Origin of the sequence: Pseudoalteromonas sp. Ld19 (assembly GCF_045064135.1) — a bacterium.
Classification (GTDB): domain Bacteria; phylum Pseudomonadota; class Gammaproteobacteria; order Enterobacterales; family Alteromonadaceae; genus Pseudoalteromonas; species Pseudoalteromonas aliena.
In genome coordinates this window covers 77,895-96,554 of record NZ_JBISHA010000018.1, presented here as the reverse complement: position 1 = coordinate 96,554, position 18,660 = coordinate 77,895, and the positions used below count along the sequence as shown (strand labels likewise).

Below are 18,660 nucleotides of genomic sequence, written 5' to 3'. Positions count from 1 at the left end.
AGAGGTTATGCGGGTGCATAAATTATTACTTGTTTTGCTAGCGGCTACATTAGTTGGTTGCATAGATAGTAAAGAAGAAGTCATCGAAGAAAAAAACCAAGGCTTAGTTTATTGCGCCGAAGCTAATCCTGTGTCGTTTAATCCGCAAGTGACCACTACGGGTTCCACTATTGATATAATTGCCAACCAGTTATACGACCGCTTAATTAGTATTGACCCTGTTACAGCTGAGTTTCAAAGCGAATTAGCTACCGACTGGAAAATAAGTAAAGATGGTAAATCAATCATGTTTACGCTACGCAAGGGCGTAAAATTTCACACCACATCTTACTTTACCCCCACTCGCGACTTTAACGCTGATGACGTTATTTTTACGTTTAGTCGACTGTTTGATGTTTATAATCCTTATCACTTTGTAGGCGCAGCTGACTATCCATATTTTCAAAGCGTAGGCCTTGACCAGCTTATTCAAAACATTGTTAGAGTATCTGACTATCAAGTTCGCTTTGAGCTATTTAATGCTGAAAGTAGCTTTTTAGCCAATATAGCAACCGACTTTGCGGTTGTGCTCTCGCAAGAATACGCAATGAAGTTAAAAGCAAATGAGCAAACCAATTTATTCGATCAATACCCTGTTGGCACCGGCCCTTATATTTATAAAGAATATCGCCGCGATCATCTGGTGCGTTTTTATAGAAACCCGCTGTACTGGAAACACGATGTGGCACTAGAGCAATTGGTTTACGATATAACACCAAATGGGACTGCACGTATTGCAAAAATGTTGACTAAAGAATGTGATGTGACGGCCCATCCAAGCAGCGCCCAGCTGAGTATTTTAGCTCAGCGTGATGATATTAATATTGAAAAAGAAACCAATTTGAATGTGGGTTACTGGGCCTTTAATACCGAACGTGCTCCATTTGACAATATAAAGGTACGCCAAGCATTGGCTCATGCCATCGACATAGATAAAATAATGCAAGCGGTGTATTACGGTAACGGCACGCGTGCGCAATCAATTTTACCACCAACATCATGGGCGTTCGAGTCACAAAAAAATATGCCTACGTTTGATCCCGAGCTTGCTAAACAATTATTGATTGAAGCTGGCTTACCCAATGGGTTTGATATGAACATTTGGGCGATGCCAGTAAGTCGAATTTATAACCCTAATGCACGTAAAATGGCTGAGCTTATGCAAAGTGATTTACGCAAAATTGGTGTTAATGTCAGTATTGTAGAGTACGAATGGAATACATTTATACAACGCATTGGTGAGCATCGCCACGACAGTGTTTTACTCGGATGGGCCGCAGATACACCCGATCCGGATAATTTTTTTAGTCCATTGCTCAGTTGCTCCGCCACTTTTAGCGGCAAAAATCCAGCTAATTGGTGCAACCCTAAATTTGATTTACTGCTGACTCAAGCTCTCGACACCACAGATATCAATTTACGTAAAAAATACTACGTACAAGCGCAAAACATGATTATAGATGAACTCCCACTATTACCTCTTGCTCATGGCTTGCGTTTTCAAGCAAGTAGCGCCGATGTAGAAGGTATAAGATTGGGCCCGTTTGGCGCTATCTCATTAGCTAATGCAAGGAAGAAATAATGATTTTAGATTATATTTTTCGGCGCCTTGGCTTGTTTGCCTTTATGGTATTTATGCTCAGTGTTTTTACCTTCTCACTTGCTTATTTATTTCCTGGAGATCCACTCAGTAACTTAAGTGGCATACCGAGTAATAACTTTGCTCAGCACAGTGCACTTGAAGATAAATACTTATATAACAGTAATTACTTTATGCAATATATCGCCTTTTTAGGACGCATTTTACAAGGTGATTGGGGCGTGTCGTTTGCCTCTGGGCAAAATGTATTTACGCATATTATTGCTTTATTACCCGCGACATTAGAGCTGAGTATTTATGCACTTATTGTATCGGTTATAGTAGGTGTACCCGTTGGTATTTTAGCTTCTGTTTATTATAAGCGTTGGCCAGATAAGCTCATTAACTCTAGCGCTATTGTTGGCTATTCAATGCCTGTTTTTTGGTTAGCTCTGTTACTCATTATGGTATTTTCATTAAAACTAGGTTGGTTTCCTATGTCGGGGAGAATGGGCTTACTTTACGAAATCCCATCGGTAACAGGCTTTATTTTAATTGATATTGCATTAGCCAAATTTCCTTATCGAGGAATGGCATTTTTAGATGCTCTGCGCCATTTAACATTGCCAACTATTGTACTCGCTATGTATCCAACCACCGTTTTGATACGTTTTACACGGGAATCAATGCTCAAGGTAATGGACCAAAACTTTATAAAAACAGCCAGAGCAAAAGGGCTTAATCGCAGACAACTTATAATGCACCATGCATTGCGTAATGCATTGCTGCCGGTCATTAAACAAATTGGTTTGCAGTTTAGTACGCTTATTACACTTGCCATGATAACAGAGGTTATATTCTCATGGCCTGGTGTTGGTCGTTGGTTAATCGATAGTATTTATCAGCGCGACTTTCCCGCAATTCAAGGTGGGTTAATGGCCGTGTCGTTGTTTGTTATTTTAGCTACTATTCTTACCGAACTTACTTACACACTATTCGACCCAATTTCACGGAACCAAGCCCATGGCAAAGTTTAATTTATTTTCTGAAGAGTCGAATACATCGCCACTGGCGCGATTTTGGCGAAAGTTTAAAAATAATCACCCTGCATTAGTTGGTTTGTGGATATTTTTAGCCTTTGCTTTGCTTGCCGCCAGCGCACCATTTTTAGCGCCTTATGGCGTAAACCAACAGCATAGTGATGCACTGCTTATTCCACCGTCATGGCGCGAAATGGGCGATGTACGTTTTATTTTAGGTACCGATGATTTAGGTAGAGATGTACTTTCGCGCTTAATGAATGGCGCTACTTATACGTTCGGACTGTCGGTTGTAGCGGCGCTCCTTACTACTATTATCGGTGTTCTGGTGGGCACTTTTGCTGGCATTAGCCGTGGGCTACGATCAAGTTTTTTAAATCATTTACTTGATATAACACTGTCTATTCCTTCTTTATTATTAGCGATTATTATTATTGCGGTACTTGGGCCTGGTCTAATGAACACTGTGTGGGCTATTATTTTAGCTCTGCTACCGCAATTTATTCATTCAATAAAAAGCCTCATTGTTGATGAATTAAATAAAGATTACATTACTGCTTTTAAGCTTGATGGTGCATCTAACTGGCATATAATATCGCGCGGTGTATTTCCCAATATTTACGAACATATTGTAGTTATTTTTACAATGGCGCTATCGACCGCAATATTAGATATTTCAGCACTGGGCTTTTTAAAATTAGGCGCTCAACCTCCCACCACAGAATGGGGTGCAATTTTAGCCGAAAACCTTGGCCTGATTTATTTAGCGCCCTGGACTGTTGCGTTACCAGGCGTATTATTATTTTTAGCGGTACTATCAACCAATTTGGTGGGTGACGGACTGCGACAGGTGTTAAAAGAACGTAAGGCTGATTAAATGCAATTACTAGATGTTCGAAACCTAACTATTGAGCTACGCACCTCAGAAACGGTAATTAGAGCCGTAGACAGAGTCAGCTTTAGTTTAAAAGAAGGCGAGGTACACGCACTTGTAGGTGAGTCTGGCTCTGGCAAGAGCCTAATAGCAAAAGCCATTGTCGGTGTTTTAAACGAACGCTGGGACATCACCGCAGATAGAATTCACTGGCGTGGTGTTGATTTAATGCGCTTAACACCCGAACAACGTCGTAAAACAGTGAGCCAAGATATTGCGATGATTTACCAAGATCCAAGTCGCAGTCTTGATCCAACCGCAAAAATATTCGATCAAATAGCTGAAACATTACCGGAAGTCGCAAGCAAAGGATTTTTCTTAAAACGCAATCGCGAGCGAAAAGATAGGGTAAAGGCACTGATCCATAAAGTTGGGATTAAAAATCATGAAGCCGTACTCGATAGTTACCCACATGAGCTCTCAGAAGGCGTGTGCCAAAAAGTAATGATTGCGATGGCCATAGCCCGAACGCCAAAGCTGCTTATTGCAGATGAGCCAACAACGGCGCTTGAAAGTACCACGCGTGCACAAGTATTTAGGTTATTAAAAAGCTTAAATCAATTAAAAAACATGTCTATTTTGATGATTTCTCATGAACTCGAAGAAATTGCACATTGGTCGCATGGTATTCATGTTTTATATTGCGGACAAATGGTCGAAGCGGGACCTACTCACAAAATTTTTAGCCAGCCTCGCCACCCTTATACACAAGCTTTATTAAAAAGCTTACCGGATTACGAGCAAGGCCTCTCTCATAAAGAGCCTTTTTATGCACTCAAAGGAAGCATTCCTACGTTGCAGCATTTACCTATAGGTTGTCGACTAGGACCACGCTGTCCACAAGCACAAAAAGCATGTGTTGTTACCCCCCCACTTACTAAGCACAATGGCCACAGTTATGCGTGTCACTTTCCACTTATTAAGGATATGAGATAATGCAACCGGTATTAAAAGTACAAGCTTTATCTAAAACATTTAATGTACGGGCTGGCTTATTTAATCGAAAGAAATTTGAAGTACTCAAAAATATTTCGTTTTGTATAGGTAAAGGTGAAACTCTTGCTGTAATTGGTGAAACGGGCGCTGGTAAAAGTACGCTAGCTAAGTTACTCGCCGGCGCTGATCATGCTGATAGCGGACAAATTTTACTAGAAGGTAATATTATTGAGGACAATGGCATTCGCGATGATCAATGTCGTCATATTCGAATGATTTTTCAAGACTCAGGGGCGTCACTAAATCCAGGATTAACCATTGGCGATATGCTTGATGACTGCCTTTTATATAATACTGAGTTTGATAAGGCGCTGCGCATCGAAAAAATAAATACCACACTGTCTAAAGTTGGATTATTAAGAGATCATCAGCATTACTATCCGCATATGTTTAGCGTAGGTCAATTACAACGTGTAGCACTCGCTCGTGCATTAATTTTGGATCCCAAGGTTGTTGTACTCGACGAAGCAGTATCATCATTAGACCCTTCTATACGTGCGCAGATAGTTAACTTACTACTAAAGTTACAACGTGATACAGGACTGACATATATTATGATCACCCATCACTTGAGTTTAGTGCGCCATATTAGCGACCACGTTGTGGTGCTCGACAAAGGCGAAGTAGTCGAATACGGTGCCACCGAAGTCGTTTTCCAAAACCCGCAGTCAAAAGTAACGCAGCGTTTACTGAGCTGCTAAAAGCAGCTTATAGATTTATACCTTTTTTGTGAGATAACCGTATTTAGATAGGTCTTATTGTTAACTGCATTTAATTAACAAGAGATATCATGTTTAAAAAAACGTTATTACTTAACCTGAACTCTGGTTAAGGGATTAACTAACGCATTGAATAATGGTGATATTTAAATTTATTTTCTCTAGCCAGAGATTTTCAGTGAAAACAAGGCGAATTTGCGCGTCAATAGCGGGCCTATTGCAAGTAAATTCAACGCAGTTAGCACTGAAAATAGCTGCTTGAGATAGATTTATTATCCAGAGTTCAGGTTACTTAGTCTTTCTCCCCTACTCCTGCTATCCGCTTCTGTTATTGCTGGTACACCAAAAGACGTTAAAAATTGAGTTAGCGGCGTCGATCACCTAGCGCTAACCGTATCAAACCTAGATGCTTCAAAAGCATTTTTTGCAGATGTACTTGGTTTTAAAACGCTAGGAAGTGATTCAACCTATCCCGCTTATTTTTTATCAAACAATAAAATAACTATTACATTGTGGCGAGTTAAAAATGATCGAAAACCTGTGGAGTTTAATCGAGCAGAAAATGTGGGGTTACACCACTTAGCACTCAGTGTTGATAGTATTGAAAAGTTAGCGCAGCTACACGATCATTTAAAAACGCAAAATAATATTAAAATTGAATTTGCACCAGAGAATTTAGGCAAGGGCCCAACGCAGCATATGATGATAAGAGAGCCTAGGGCGTGTTGACCTTTCGTGATTAATTTTGCAGCAGACTGTTTGGTATTTAGGCAAGGCAGAGCCTATGCAGTGTGGTTATTCCCCATAAATAGGCGATAACGCAGCATAAATGCCAAACATGCGCTGCCCTTTGGGTTCTTTCTAGGGACGATTAACTCTTTGTTGCTCGATTTTTACTTAGCCCACTCGATTACAAACCTCGCGCTGCGATTAAATCGCCCCTAGATTGAACAAATTTCAATCCACAAAGGTCAACACGCCCTAGCGGCAATCGGATTGAGTTTATTGCCAGAAGTAATTAATACCAACTTTATTCAAGACAATAAAAAAGGCGCTTTAAAAGCGCCTTTCTTTATGAGCTAAAGTTAATTACTCAACAGATTGTGTAACCGTTGGTAAGTTAAGCTCAGCATTCGCTTTAAGCGCTTCAATAAATACCATGTAGTTTTTATTTGCTTGCGCCATAGTAATGCTTTGCTTGGCTTGTGGATCAATATCAGCTGCAACTTGTGCATCAGTTACCGACTTAAGCGCGACAATCGCTGCATCACCGTTATTTAAATCAACAATGTCTACCACTGCAGAATCTACTGGGTGAGCCATTTTAAAAGCTTGAGTCACAATCGCAGGTGATACCGTGTAGCTTTGACGTGTTAACTGCGCTTCTTGACGAACCGTTAAGCTTTGCTCGCTCGCTACATCATTTAAGCCCTTACCTGCTTGCACTTCTGCAAATAAGCTACGTGCTTTACTTTTAGCCAGTGTTGATGACTGTTCGTTAACTAAGCGGGTTTTAATTTGCTCACTTACTTCGCTTAATGGTTTAGTCGTAGCAGGTTTGTGTTCATTAACACGAACAACAATGGCATGCTCATTACCAAGCTCTATAACCTCAGAGTTTACTTTATCTTCAAGTAAATCAACTGACGATAACGCGGTTATAACCGACGCATTATTTAATGGCTCTGGCAATGCATTAAGTGCTAAAAGTGATGTTGATTTAATCTCTAAACCAGCTGCCTCAGCAGCATCGTCTAAACGGTCTGAAATTTCAAATGCAAGCGCACCCATTTCTGTTTGCTTTTCGTAAAATGCGTCAACTTTTTCAGCTTGTTCAAGCTCTGCACGTAAATCAGCTTTAACATCATCATAGGCTTTTACCTGTTGTGGCTGAATATCAGTTAACATGATTATGTGATAACCAAACTCTGAAACAACAACATCTGAAAACTCACCTTTGTTTTTGAGAGCGAATGTAGCATCTTCAAAAGCAGGATCCATTACGTCGCGTTCGATCCATTCAAGATCTCCGCCAAGTTCTGCACTGACAATGTCATCCGATGATGATTGTGCAAGCTCAGCAAAATCTGCACCTTCTTTTAACTGTGCTAAAAGCGTATCCGCTTTTTCCTTTGCGGCATCGTCATCTTCGCTGTTATCAATTAAGATGTGTGAAACGCGGCGCTTTTCAGGCTCTACATACTGTGCTTTATTTTGTTCATAGTATGCTTTTACATCATCCTCAGTAACCGACTCAACAGTGATATCTTCAGCTTTAAGCTCAATATAATTTACCGAGATAAGCTCTGGCGACAAAAACTGCGATGCATTTAGCTCATAGTAGTCAGATACTTGCTCATCAGTTATTACGATATCAGCCGCTAATGCTTCTTTGTTTACAACTAAGTAGTCAATGCTACGCGTTTGCTGTTGCAGGGCAATTGCACTTTTAAGCTCACTGTCTAGTGCAAAGTCAGTACCTGCGACTGCTGATACAAGCTGGCTACGAGTCATATCTTTACGTAGATATTCACGAAATGCATCTGGTTGAAAATTCATTTGACGAATAACTTGTAAGTAACGGTCGTTATTAAACTGCTCGCCTACTTGAAAGTACGGTAACTCTAAAATTGTTTTTCGAATACTTGCATCGCTTACGCGAAGACCCAATTCTGCCGCTAGTTGTGTTTGCAGTTCTTGTTGTACTAAACGGTCAATGACACCTTGACGAATTCTCGCCATGTAAGTTGGATCTGCAGATATTTGTGCAAAGTATTCACCAAATTGTTGCTCTAGTCGACTGCGCTCATTTTGATACGCGCGATTAAAGTCGGTTTGGCTAATTTTAACTCCATTTACTTCAGCAACGGGTTGTTCCGTGGTTTGACCAAGGTAACTGCCTATCCCTGCTAAGGCAAAAGATAAAATCACCGCGCCTAAAATTATTTTGGCTACAGGTCCTTGCGAACCTTCTCTGATTTTCTCAAGCATTTGTTTATCTCTTTTTGATCAAGGTATTTTACCTTGTCACATGTAAAAAAAGCGTATCTTACCAGATACGCTTTTTCACTTGAAGTAACTGGCGGTAAAGTTACTTAACTCATCATTTGCGATTATTAAGTACTTGTACATTCGCCATAACTAATCTGTTTAAAATGATGATTAGTTTACTGCGTCTTTAAGCGCTTTGCCGGCTTTAAAAGCAGGAATGTTTGCAGCAGCAATTTGAATAGTTTCACCTGTTTGTGGGTTACGGCCGGCTCGTGCAGCACGTTCACGTACAGAGAAAGTACCAAAACCGACAAGTGCAACTGAATCGCCATCTTTTAACGCGCCAGAAACAGATTCGATGAATGAATCTAGTGCACGACCTGCAGCCGCTTTAGAAATGTCAGCATCAGCTGCGATTTGATCGATTAATTGAGATTTATTCACAATATCATCCTCTTTCATTGTTATTATCAAGAGCGACGGTTTTTTAAACTAACATCACTTTTTTGAAAATTTTAGAGCAAACTTTTAATGCTCATATGATTATATTTTTCTTAAGCCTAGGCCTCATAAGGGCTAGGCTTGAAAACCAGTGCTTAACTTATCATACCGTTTAGATTTGAAAAGCCCTAAAAAGCACTTTTTTTGCGTTTTTTACTACTTTTTTGCCGTTTCGACTGAAAAACTCTCAACCGGATGCACTAAAGCCAGTTTTAATACTTCATCAATCCAAGTAACAGGGTGAATATCTAAGCCTGCCAGCACATTGTCTGGGATCTCTTTTAAATCACGTTCATTAATTTTTGGAATAATAACGGTTTTGATACCACCTCGGTGAGCTGCCAATAATTTCTCTTTTAAGCCACCAATAGGTAATACTTCACCGCGTAGCGTAATTTCACCTGTCATTGCAACATCTGCACGCACTGGATTGCCTGTTAAACTTGATACTAACCCAGTCACCATAGCAGCACCTGCGCTCGGACCGTCTTTAGGTGTCGCACCTTCAGGTACATGCACGTGAATATCACGTTTTTCGTAAAAATCGCTATTAATACGGAATGTATCTGCACGATTACGCACGACCGTCATAGCCGCTTGAATCGATTCTTGCATTACATCGCCTAAGGAGCCTGTATAGGTCAATTTACCTTTACCAGGCACTGCCGCACATTCAATAGTAAGTAAGTCACCACCCACTTCAGTCCATGCAAGGCCCGTTACTTGGCCAATACGATCGCCGTCCTCCGCTTTACCGTAATCAAAGCGCTGTACACCTAAAAACTCTTCTAGGTTATCTTGATTGATAGTCACTGTTTTAGTGTCTTTTTCAATTAAAATATTCTTAACTGCTTTGCGACACAATTTCGAGATTTCACGCTCAAGATTACGCACACCCGCTTCACGCGTGTAATAACGAATAATACCAACAATTGCACTATCAGCAATTTCAATTTCGTGATCTTTTAAGCCATTACGCTTCACTTGCTTAGTAATTAAGTGCTCTTTTGCAATGTTTAACTTCTCGTCTTCGGTATAACCCGATAAACGGATAACTTCCATACGGTCTAATAATGGACCTGGAATGTTAAAGCTATTTGAGGTAGCTACAAACATAACATCAGATAAATCGTAATCAACTTCTAAGTAGTGATCAGCAAAGTGGCTATTTTGTTCAGGATCGAGTACTTCTAATAATGCAGACGCTGGATCGCCACGCATATCTGATGACATTTTGTCTATTTCGTCTAACAAAAATAATGGGTTTTTAACGCCCACTTTTGTCATGTTTTGAATTAACTTACCAGGCATTGAACCAATGTAGGTACGACGATGTCCACGTATTTCAGCTTCATCACGTACGCCGCCGAGTGCCATACGAATATACTTACGACCCGTTGAGCGTGCAATAGATTGCCCTAGTGAGGTTTTACCCACACCTGGTGGCCCTACTAAACATAAAATCGGACCTTTAAGCTTATTAGTACGCTGTTGCACCGCAAGGTACTCTAAAATACGTTCTTTAACTTTATCAAGACCATGGTGATCGCTATCAAGAATTTTTTGCGCACCCGCTAAGTCTTTTTTAACTTTAGAACGTTTTTTCCACGGTACATTAATTAATGTATCAATGTATGAACGTACTACGGTCGCTTCTGCTGACATTGGCGACATCATCTTAAGTTTATTAAGCTCTGTGGTCGCTTTTTCTTGTGCTTCTGTTGGCATGCCTGATTCTTCAATGCGCTTTTTAAGTGCTTCAAATTCGTCAGGTACATCGTCAAGCTCACCAAGCTCTTTTTGAATGGCTTTCATTTGCTCGTTGAGGTAATACTCACGTTGAGATTTTTCCATCTGCTTTTTAACGCGGGTACGAATTTTCTTCTCAACTTGCAGTAAGTCTATTTCGCCTTCCATTAATGCCATTAAATATTCAAGACGTTCTGTCACACTTGAAATTTCTAGCACTTTTTGCTTTTCAGGGACTTTTAACGGCATATGTGCAGCCATCGTGTCGGCCAGACGAGCAGGCTCATCGATACCTGAAACTGAAGTTAGTACCTCAGGTGGGATTTTTTTATTAAGCTTTACATAGCCTTCAAATTGGCTAATAGCGCTGCGAATAAATACATCTTGCTCTTGCTCATCAATTAAATCAGATTCAATAAATTGAGCATTAGCAACAAAAAAATCATCGTTATCTACAAATTCTTCTATTTGCGCACGTTGTGTACCTTCCACTAATACTTTAACTGTGCCATCAGGTAACTTTAATAACTGAAGTACAGTTGCAATAGTACCAATACGATAAATATCATCTTGCTCAGGCTCGTCTACAGTTGCATCTTTTTGTGCAACCAAGAAAATTTGTTTGTCTTTGTCCATTGCCGCTTCTAGGCATTTTATTGATTTTTCACGGCCAACAAAAAGCGGGATCACCATGTGTGGATACACCACAACATCGCGCAGTGCTAGGACTGGGATTTCGACTCGGTCGGTTCTCTCAAGCGTCATTATATTTTCTCTTCGCACTTTATTTATTTTAAAGATTACTCAAGTATATGGGGATAACCTAATTAAAGTTCAACAATTTTTCCCAACTCGATTAAATTAATTATAAAAAAAGGAGCCTAAGGCTCCTTTTTTATGCAAATAGCTTAAAAACTACTCTGATGCAGTTTTTTCTTGTTTATTATTTTCATAAATCAAGATTGGGTCTGACTCACCTTTAATAACGGTTTCGTCAATAACCACTTTACTTACATCATCCATCGAAGGAAGTTCATACATAGTATTAAGCAGTACGCCTTCAACAATTGAACGAAGACCACGTGCACCTGTTTTACGCTCCATTGCTTTGTGAGCAATGGCAGCTAAGGCATCTTCGCGGAACTCAAGCTCAACATCTTCCATACCAAATAAAACAGAAAACTGCTTAGTAATGGCGTTTTTAGGCTCACTTAAGATTTGTACAAGTGCAGCTTCATCAAGCTCTGTTAACGTTGCAACTACTGGCAAACGACCTATAAACTCAGGGATTAAGCCATATTTAACTAAATCTTCTGGTTCTACGTCTTTAAATGTTTCACTTAACGAGCGACTCGCAGCAGATTCTTTTACGCTAACACCAAAACCAATACCGGTATTTTTATGACTTCGCTGCTCAATGACTTTATCTAAGCCCGAAAACGCACCACCACAAATAAATAAGATTTTAGATGTATCTACTTGTAAAAACTCTTGCTGTGGATGTTTACGGCCACCTTGCGGTGGTACTGATGCAATTGTACCTTCAATCAGTTTAAGTAACGCCTGTTGAACGCCCTCACCCGAAACGTCACGTGTGATCGATGGGTTATCTGACTTACGAGAAATTTTATCAATTTCATCAATGTAAACTATACCACGTTGTGCTTTTTCAACATCGTAGTCGCATTTTTGTAATAGCTTTTGAATGATGTTTTCAACATCTTCACCTACATAACCTGCTTCGGTTAATGTCGTTGCATCTGCCATTGTAAATGGCACATCGAGTAAGCGTGCTAACGTCTCTGCTAATAATGTTTTACCACTACCAGTTGGACCAATTAATAAAATATTACTTTTACTTAGCTCAATATCTTGCTTTGTCGATTGGTTACGCAAGCGTTTATAATGGTTATAAACAGCAACAGACAATACTTTTTTAGCATGATCTTGACCAATAACATAGTCGTCTAGGTGTTTACGAATCTCTTTTGGTACAGGTAATTTATCAGACGCATCATGCTTTGGAGCAATGTCTTTTATTTCTTCCCTGATGATATCGTTACACAACTCTACACATTCATCACAGACGTATACTGAAGGGCCTGCAATTAATTTACGAACTTCATGCTGGCTTTTGCCACAAAAAGAACAGTATAACAATTTACTACTTTTGTCGCCGTCTGTAGGAGTGTCAGACATTCAGCTACCTCATTTTATACGTTGGCCACCAAATTGGTTGGTGGCTATTTCAATACGTTTTAACTATACCAAAATTTAATTTTTTCGCATAGTAACTCAAAGTGGTAAACAGGCAACCTGTTTACCAAACGCTTACTTTTTATCGCGATTTGTGAACACTGAATCTACCAAACCGTAATCTACAGCCTGTGATGCACTCATGAAGTTATCACGATCAGTGTCTTTCGAAATCACCTCTAGTGGTTGACCTGTATGCTCAGCCATTAAGCGATTTAATTTGTCTTTAATCGACAGTATTTCTTTCGCGTGTATTTCAAAATCAGATGCTTGACCTTGGAACCCACCTAGCGGTTGGTGAATCATCACCCGTGAGTTTGGTAAACAAAAACGCTTACCTTTAGCACCAGCTGTAAGTAAAAAAGCACCCATGCTTGCAGCTTGACCAACACATATTGTACTTACATCAGGTTTGATGAAGTTCATTGTATCGTAAATAGCCATACCTGCAGTTACTGAACCACCTGGTGAGTTAATGTATAAAAAGATATCTTTATCAGGATTTTCTGATTCTAAAAATAGCATTTGCGCTAAAATCAGATTTGCCATGTTGTCTTCAACTTGACCTGTTAAAAAGATAATACGCTCTTTTAATAATCTCGAATAAATATCATACGAGCGCTCGCCTTTTGGTGTTTGCTCAACAACCATTGGGACCAATGCATTTAGGGGATCTGTAATACCAGTGTTCATACTTATTTAATTCCTTATGCGCTTATACTTATCCTTATTATAAGGAAGCATAGTTATCGTTTTTCGCAAATTTAGAGCCAAAAACTAAAATGGCCCGGGCACGCTGTATAAACAGAGTAGCACGAGCCATTTAATCGTTAGCGAGAGCTTAAGTCAATGACTTATTAAGCGCCTTGCTTTGGATTCATGATGTCATCAAATGCTTTTTCAACATCAGTAACAGTTGCTTTAGCTAAAATAGCTTCAACTGCTTGCTCTTCCATTGCTACATTACGCATTTGCTGCATAAGTTGATCATTCGCCTTGTAGTATTCTACTACTTCAGTTGGATCTTCGTATGCAGAAGCTACTGTAGCAATTAATGCTTCAACTTTAGCGTCATCAACTTTAATCTCGTTAGCTTTGATCACTTCACCTAATAAAAGGCCAGTTTTAACACGTGTTACTGCTTGCTCATGGAACAATTCAGCTGGAAGCTCAGGCATGTTTTGCGCGTCGCCGCCAAAACGTTGAGCCGCTTGCTGACGTAGTGCATCAACTTCTTGATCAACAAGTGCTTTAGGCACTTCAATTTCGTTGTTAGCTAAAAGACCTTTGATTGCTTGGTCTTTAACGTTAGCTTTAACCGCTTGGTCTAGCTCACGCGTCATATTCTTTTTAACTTCTTCTTTAAGCGCATCTACGCCGCCTTCGGTAACACCGAATTTAGTTGCAAACTCTTCGCTTAATTCAGGTAATTCTTGCGCTTCAACTTTCTTCACTGTGATAGTGAATTGAGCCGCTTTACCTTTTAAGTTTTCAGCGTGGTAATCATCAGGGAACGTTACATCAGCAACAACTTCTTCGCCTGCTTTCTTACCTACGATGTTATCTTCAAAACCTGGGATCATACGACCTTGACCAAGTTCTAATGGGAAGTCTTCAGCTTTGCCGCCTTCAAATACTTCACCGTCGATAGTACCTACGAAATCAACTGTTACACGGTCGTTTTCGCCAGCAGCTGTATCAACATCAGCCCACGCTGCGTGTTGTTTACGAAGTGTTTCTAGCATGTTAGCTAAATCTTCGTCAGTTACTGTTACGGCAGGTTTTTCAACAGTAATTTTATCTAAACCTTGAACTTCAACTTCAGGGTAAACTTCAAATGTAGCTGAGAACTCTAAATCTTTACCAGCTTCAAGTGATTTAGGTGCGAATGTAGGCGCGCCAGCTGGGTTGATTTTTTCAGAAACAATTGCTTCGTAAAAATTACGTTGCATTACTTCGCCAGCAACTTCTTGACGAACTGCAGGGCCAAAACGCTTGTTAATTACAGATACTGGAACTTTACCAGCACGGAAACCATCTATACGCTGTGTTTTTGACAGTTGTTGTAGGCGTTTTTTTACTTCGGTCTCAACGTTCTCTGAAGGAACGGTGATAGTTATACGGCGCTCAAGGCCTTGGGTCGTCTCAACAGAAACTTGCATGATTTACCTCAATATTCAATTTTGGCGATTGTTCGCCTTCCTTACAAACAAAGTGATCTGCATGAGTCTTGATAAAATTCAAGCGGTTTTTCGCACTTAAAAACATCCGTCGCTACCATGAGATACCATTGCTGCTTTGCCCTTCGGGCACTATGTTAAACAATAGACGCGGCATTATAACCTAATATTTATGATAGTCGAGTACAGGGGGCAATTATTTGGACTAGATAAGGGACTATAGAGGCTAACTGAATAAAAAACAGGCTAACTGTAAATTACAAACAGTAAAACACAAATTATTTAATAGGATTAAAGGTTAACAAAAGTAGGTTTATAGTTTTGAGGATTTTATTTACTCATCTTATTAGATAAGAAAATGGTCGGCGATGCAGGATTTGAACCTGCGACCCCTTGGACCCAAACCAAGTGCGCTACCAAACTGCGCTAATCGCCGACATTCGAAGAGTTAACTTCATTTTTCATACTGAACACTTAAACCGAGAGTTTAAGACCACTTTAAGAAAGTGGTCGGCGATGCAGGATTTGAACCTGCGACCCCTTGGACCCAAACCAAGTGCGCTACCAAACTGCGCTAATCGCCGATATTCTTTTGTAAATGGGGTGACTGATGGGGCTCGAACCCACGACAACCGGAATCACAATCCGGGGCTCTACCAACTGAGCTACAATCACCGCTATATTTACATGTTTTCAAATGGTGCACCCAGAAGGATTCGAACCTTCGACCCACGCCTTAGAAGGGCGTTGCTCTATCCAGCTGAGCTATGGGCGCATCGAAAACTTCATAGTTTACCAATAAGCTATTCGATTATAATTGTATTATAAAAAAATGGTCGGCGATGCAGGATTTGAACCTGCGACCCCTTGGACCCAAACCAAGTGCGCTACCAAACTGCGCTAATCGCCGATACTTACTATTGCTTGCGAGTGACCTCGTTGACAACGGGGTGCATAATAGTGATTTGACGGGGTTAGGTCAAACGTTTTTTTTATAAAAACAATCAAGTGGTCATTTTTAGTGCACAATGGTTAAATATTACAATAGAAGGCTGAATTTTAAACTATTTAACGACTCAAACACCATATACTTTAAAAGCAACTTGGCGCTGCAATGCTTTTCTGCGAAAATAGTCAGCACATTATAAAGCGAATGACCTAAAGACTGTATTTTCTTTATGTTCATAATTACCCCTATTTTATTATGTATTCGTTTTTAGAGTATCGGTATCTAGTTAATTAACCCCCAATTAAAGGTCACCCATGACGGCAAACATCATTGATGGTAAGGCAATCGCAAAACAAGTACGTAGCGCTGTAGCAGAACGCGTAAGTGAACGTGTAGCAAATGGTTTACGTGCTCCAGGGCTTGCAGTAGTACTTGTAGGGCTCGATCCAGCAAGCCAAGTTTATGTTGGTTCAAAACGTAAAGCCTGTGAAGAAGTTGGTTTTATTTCTAAATCATTTGATTTACCTGCTGACACTAATGAGCAAACTCTTTTAGATTTAATTGACGAGCTGAATAATGATGCACAAGTTGATGGTATTTTAGTACAGCTTCCACTGCCAAAAGGACTCGATGCGGAAAAGATTTTAGAACGCATTACCCCGCACAAAGATGTAGATGGTTTTCATCCGTACAACATAGGCCGATTAGCACAAAGAATGCCTGCGCTTCGTCCATGTACGCCAAAGGGTATTATTACATTACTTGATTCTACCGGTGTACGTTATAAGGGAATGCATGCGGTTGTAGTTGGCGCGTCAAATATTGTGGGTCGTCCAATGTCGTTAGAGCTTTTATTAGCCGGCTGTACAACCACAGTATGCCATAAGTTTACCCAAGATTTAGAAACGCATGTTCGCCGCGCTGACTTATTAGTTGTGGCCGTCGGGAAACCTGAATTTATCCCAGGAGATTGGATAAAAGAAGGTGCTATTGTTATCGATGTAGGCATTAACCGCTTAGATACGGGTAAATTAGTCGGCGACGTGCAATACAGCGTGGCTGAACAAAAAGCGCATTTTATTACCCCAGTCCCAGGTGGCGTTGGCCCGATGACGGTCGCTAGCTTAATTGAAAACACACTTGAAGCATGTGAAAAATACCACAGCTAAGCGTTAGAAAAAGCAAAAAAGGGTTGCCATTTGGCAACCCTTTTTAGTTGAACGTGAATTACTTTAAACGCTCACGCTTTACGCCACGTTGTTTTACCGGCTGAATCTTCAAGTATTACACCTAACGCATTAAGTGCATCACGAGCCTCATCAGCAGCACCCCAATCTTTACTAGCACGCGCTTCATTGCGTTTTACAATTAATGCTTCAATTGTCGCTACTTCATCGTCACCTTGCCCGCCTTGTAAAAACGCTTCTGGTGCTTGTTGAGCAACCCCTAACACTTCACCAAGGCTGCGCAGTACAAACGCTAACTTACCAGCTTGAACTGCATCGCTGTCTTTTACACGGTTTAGCTCTTTGGCAAGTTCAAACAATACCGGCAATGCCTCTGGCGTATTGAAGTCGTCATTCATTGCTTTTCTAAACTTAGCAACAAACTCATTGCCTTCAAGGCTACACTCTGTAGGCTCAACATCACGAAGCGCTGTATAAATGCGTTCAAGTGATGAACGCGCTTGGTCTAAATTCTCTTGCGAATAATTTAATTGGCTACGGTAATGGCCTGAAATTAAAAAGTAACGAACAGATTCAGCATCGTATGCTTTTAAAACTTCACGCACTGTAAAGAAATTATCTAACGACTTAGACATTTTTTCTTTGTTTACTTGCACCATGCCCGTGTGCATCCAAGTATTTACATACTTGCCGTTATTTGCACAGCATGATTGCGCTATTTCGTTTTCATGATGCGGAAACTGTAAATCAGACCCCCCACCGTGAATATCAAAATGCTCGCCTAGGTGCTTTGAGCTCATTGCCGAACATTCAATATGCCAACCTGGACGCCCTTCACCCCACGGTGATGACCATGATGGCTCGCCTGCTTTTGCTTTTTTCCATAACACAAAATCAAGTGGATCGTCTTTATCTTGTGCTACTTCAACACGAGAACCCGATTGCAACATCGTTAAATCTTGCTGCGAAAGCGCGCCATATTGCTCAAACGTTGATACATCAAACAAGACATCGCCATCTGCGGCGACATAGGCATGGCCCTTTTCGATCAAACGCTTAACCATAACGATAATTTCATCCATATGGCTTGTAACTGTTGGTTCAATATCTGGGCGTAGCATGTTTAAACTATCAAAATCTTCATGCATCGCTTTTGTCATACGCACTGTTAAATCGTTTATTGATTCACCATTCTCGTTCGCACGTTTAATTATTTTATCGTCGATATCGGTAATGTTACGCACATATTTTAAATCGTAACCGATGTGGCGTAAGTAGCGCACAATAACGTCAAACCCTACAAAAGTACGAGCGTGTCCAATATGGCAGTAATCATAAATGGTGATACCACACACATACATGTCGATTTTTCCTTCGACCATAGGTTTAAATTGCTCTTTTTGTCGCGTCAGTGTGTTGTATATATTTACCATTTACTTTGAGTCCTTGACTATTTACTAGAACAGTTATGTTACCACTTGAAAAGCCCCTGCTCTAGCGCTTTATAACAAACCAAACATCTACTTTGTTAATCTTAGCC

General features: G+C 40.3%; 13 protein-coding genes, 5 tRNA genes and 1 pseudogene. 7 read left to right on the top strand and 12 right to left on the bottom strand.

The features are described 5' to 3' along the window. Positions 1–13 precede the first annotated feature (13 nt). The 6 genes and pseudogenes from ACJJVZ_RS08195 (at position 14) to ACJJVZ_RS08170 (ending at position 6,036) form a co-directional block, all read left to right on the top strand. Complete coding sequence (locus ACJJVZ_RS08195) at positions 14–1,621, top strand: ABC transporter substrate-binding protein (RefSeq protein ID WP_405599661.1); 1,608 nt, start codon at positions 14–16, stop codon at positions 1,619–1,621. Further along, the gene (locus ACJJVZ_RS08190) at positions 1,621–2,655 is read left to right on the top strand and encodes an ABC transporter permease (RefSeq protein ID WP_405599659.1); all 1,035 of its coding nucleotides are present in this window, start codon (positions 1,621–1,623) and stop codon (positions 2,653–2,655) included. Before ACJJVZ_RS08195 ends, ACJJVZ_RS08190 begins: the two co-directional genes overlap by 1 nt. Beyond that, on the top strand, positions 2,642–3,535 hold the full coding sequence (locus ACJJVZ_RS08185; RefSeq protein WP_405599658.1) for an ABC transporter permease subunit: 894 nt from the start codon (positions 2,642–2,644) through the stop codon (positions 3,533–3,535). The genes ACJJVZ_RS08190 and ACJJVZ_RS08185 overlap by 14 nt, the downstream gene beginning before the upstream one ends. Next, the gene (locus ACJJVZ_RS08180; RefSeq protein WP_077537402.1) at positions 3,536–4,528 is read left to right on the top strand and encodes an oligopeptide/dipeptide ABC transporter ATP-binding protein; all 993 of its coding nucleotides are present in this window, start codon (positions 3,536–3,538) and stop codon (positions 4,526–4,528) included. Then, the gene (locus ACJJVZ_RS08175; protein WP_077537401.1) at positions 4,528–5,289 is read left to right on the top strand and encodes an ATP-binding cassette domain-containing protein; all 762 of its coding nucleotides are present in this window, start codon (positions 4,528–4,530) and stop codon (positions 5,287–5,289) included. The genes ACJJVZ_RS08180 and ACJJVZ_RS08175 overlap by 1 nt, the downstream gene beginning before the upstream one ends. A gap of 285 nt (positions 5,290–5,574) precedes the next feature. Further along, positions 5,575–6,036, top strand: a pseudogene (locus tag ACJJVZ_RS08170) (VOC family protein). Between the two features lie 360 nt (positions 6,037–6,396). Here ACJJVZ_RS08170 and ACJJVZ_RS08165 read toward each other — a convergent pair. From ACJJVZ_RS08165 to ACJJVZ_RS08115, 11 genes are all read right to left on the bottom strand, one after another. Continuing rightward, entirely contained in the window at positions 6,397–8,298 is a 1,902-nt protein-coding gene (locus tag ACJJVZ_RS08165; RefSeq protein ID WP_405599655.1) for a SurA N-terminal domain-containing protein, read from the bottom strand. A gap of 171 nt (positions 8,299–8,469) precedes the next feature. Continuing rightward, positions 8,470–8,760 (bottom strand): HU family DNA-binding protein, encoded by a 291-nt coding sequence (locus ACJJVZ_RS08160; RefSeq protein WP_157849304.1) that lies wholly within the window; start codon positions 8,758–8,760, stop codon positions 8,470–8,472. 195 nt (positions 8,761–8,955) lie between these two features. Further along, entirely contained in the window at positions 8,956–11,313 is a 2,358-nt protein-coding gene (gene lon / locus ACJJVZ_RS08155) for an endopeptidase La (RefSeq protein ID WP_077537398.1), read from the bottom strand. A gap of 150 nt (positions 11,314–11,463) precedes the next feature. Next, complete coding sequence (clpX, locus tag ACJJVZ_RS08150; RefSeq protein ID WP_077537397.1) at positions 11,464–12,747, bottom strand: ATP-dependent protease ATP-binding subunit ClpX; 1,284 nt, start codon at positions 12,745–12,747, stop codon at positions 11,464–11,466. A gap of 132 nt (positions 12,748–12,879) precedes the next feature. Then, positions 12,880–13,497 carry an ATP-dependent Clp endopeptidase proteolytic subunit ClpP gene (gene clpP, locus ACJJVZ_RS08145; protein WP_077537396.1) on the bottom strand — a complete coding sequence of 206 codons (618 nt, stop codon included), beginning with the start codon at positions 13,495–13,497 and terminating at the stop codon, positions 12,880–12,882. 164 nt (positions 13,498–13,661) lie between these two features. Further along, positions 13,662–14,966: a trigger factor gene (tig, locus tag ACJJVZ_RS08140; protein ID WP_193155952.1), complete on the bottom strand. Its 1,305-nt coding sequence runs from the start codon at positions 14,964–14,966 to the stop codon at positions 13,662–13,664. 377 nt (positions 14,967–15,343) lie between these two features. After that, a tRNA-Pro gene (locus ACJJVZ_RS08135) sits at positions 15,344–15,420 on the bottom strand. A 71-nt stretch (positions 15,421–15,491) separates the two neighbouring features. Beyond that, a tRNA-Pro gene (locus tag ACJJVZ_RS08130) sits at positions 15,492–15,568 on the bottom strand. Positions 15,569–15,583: 15 nt separating this feature from the next. Next, positions 15,584–15,659, bottom strand: a tRNA-His gene (locus ACJJVZ_RS08125). A 23-nt stretch (positions 15,660–15,682) separates the two neighbouring features. Continuing rightward, positions 15,683–15,759 (bottom strand) — tRNA-Arg (locus ACJJVZ_RS08120). Positions 15,760–15,817: 58 nt separating this feature from the next. Continuing rightward, a tRNA-Pro gene (locus ACJJVZ_RS08115) sits at positions 15,818–15,894 on the bottom strand. A gap of 353 nt (positions 15,895–16,247) precedes the next feature. On the opposite strand from ACJJVZ_RS08115, the gene folD reads away from it, so the two are divergent. After that, on the top strand, positions 16,248–17,102 hold the full coding sequence (gene folD / locus ACJJVZ_RS08110; protein WP_077537394.1) for a bifunctional methylenetetrahydrofolate dehydrogenase/methenyltetrahydrofolate cyclohydrolase FolD: 855 nt from the start codon (positions 16,248–16,250) through the stop codon (positions 17,100–17,102). A gap of 71 nt (positions 17,103–17,173) precedes the next feature. Here the strand turns inward: folD and cysS are convergent, their stop codons facing one another. Continuing rightward, entirely contained in the window at positions 17,174–18,553 is a 1,380-nt protein-coding gene (cysS, locus tag ACJJVZ_RS08105; protein WP_193155953.1) for a cysteine--tRNA ligase, read from the bottom strand. Between the last annotated feature and the right edge of the window lie 107 nt (positions 18,554–18,660).

Coding starts and splice junctions, on each gene's coding strand:
- clpX (WP_077537397.1), bottom strand. CDS start 12,747: ATGTCTGACACTCCTACAGACGGCGACAAAAGTAGTAAATTGTTATAC.
- ACJJVZ_RS08190 (WP_405599659.1), top strand. CDS start 1,621: ATGATTTTAGATTATATTTTTCGGCGCCTTGGCTTGTTTGCCTTTATG.
- folD (WP_077537394.1), top strand. CDS start 16,248: ATGACGGCAAACATCATTGATGGTAAGGCAATCGCAAAACAAGTACGT.
- ACJJVZ_RS08185 (WP_405599658.1), top strand. CDS start 2,642: ATGGCAAAGTTTAATTTATTTTCTGAAGAGTCGAATACATCGCCACTG.
- ACJJVZ_RS08165 (WP_405599655.1), bottom strand. CDS start 8,298: ATGCTTGAGAAAATCAGAGAAGGTTCGCAAGGACCTGTAGCCAAAATA.
- ACJJVZ_RS08160 (WP_157849304.1), bottom strand. CDS start 8,760: ATGAAAGAGGATGATATTGTGAATAAATCTCAATTAATCGATCAAATC.
- ACJJVZ_RS08180 (WP_077537402.1), top strand. CDS start 3,536: ATGCAATTACTAGATGTTCGAAACCTAACTATTGAGCTACGCACCTCA.
- tig (WP_193155952.1), bottom strand. CDS start 14,966: ATGCAAGTTTCTGTTGAGACGACCCAAGGCCTTGAGCGCCGTATAACT.
- ACJJVZ_RS08175 (WP_077537401.1), top strand. CDS start 4,528: ATGCAACCGGTATTAAAAGTACAAGCTTTATCTAAAACATTTAATGTA.
- cysS (WP_193155953.1), bottom strand. CDS start 18,553: ATGGTAAATATATACAACACACTGACGCGACAAAAAGAGCAATTTAAA.
- clpP (WP_077537396.1), bottom strand. CDS start 13,497: ATGAACACTGGTATTACAGATCCCCTAAATGCATTGGTCCCAATGGTT.
- lon (WP_077537398.1), bottom strand. CDS start 11,313: ATGACGCTTGAGAGAACCGACCGAGTCGAAATCCCAGTCCTAGCACTG.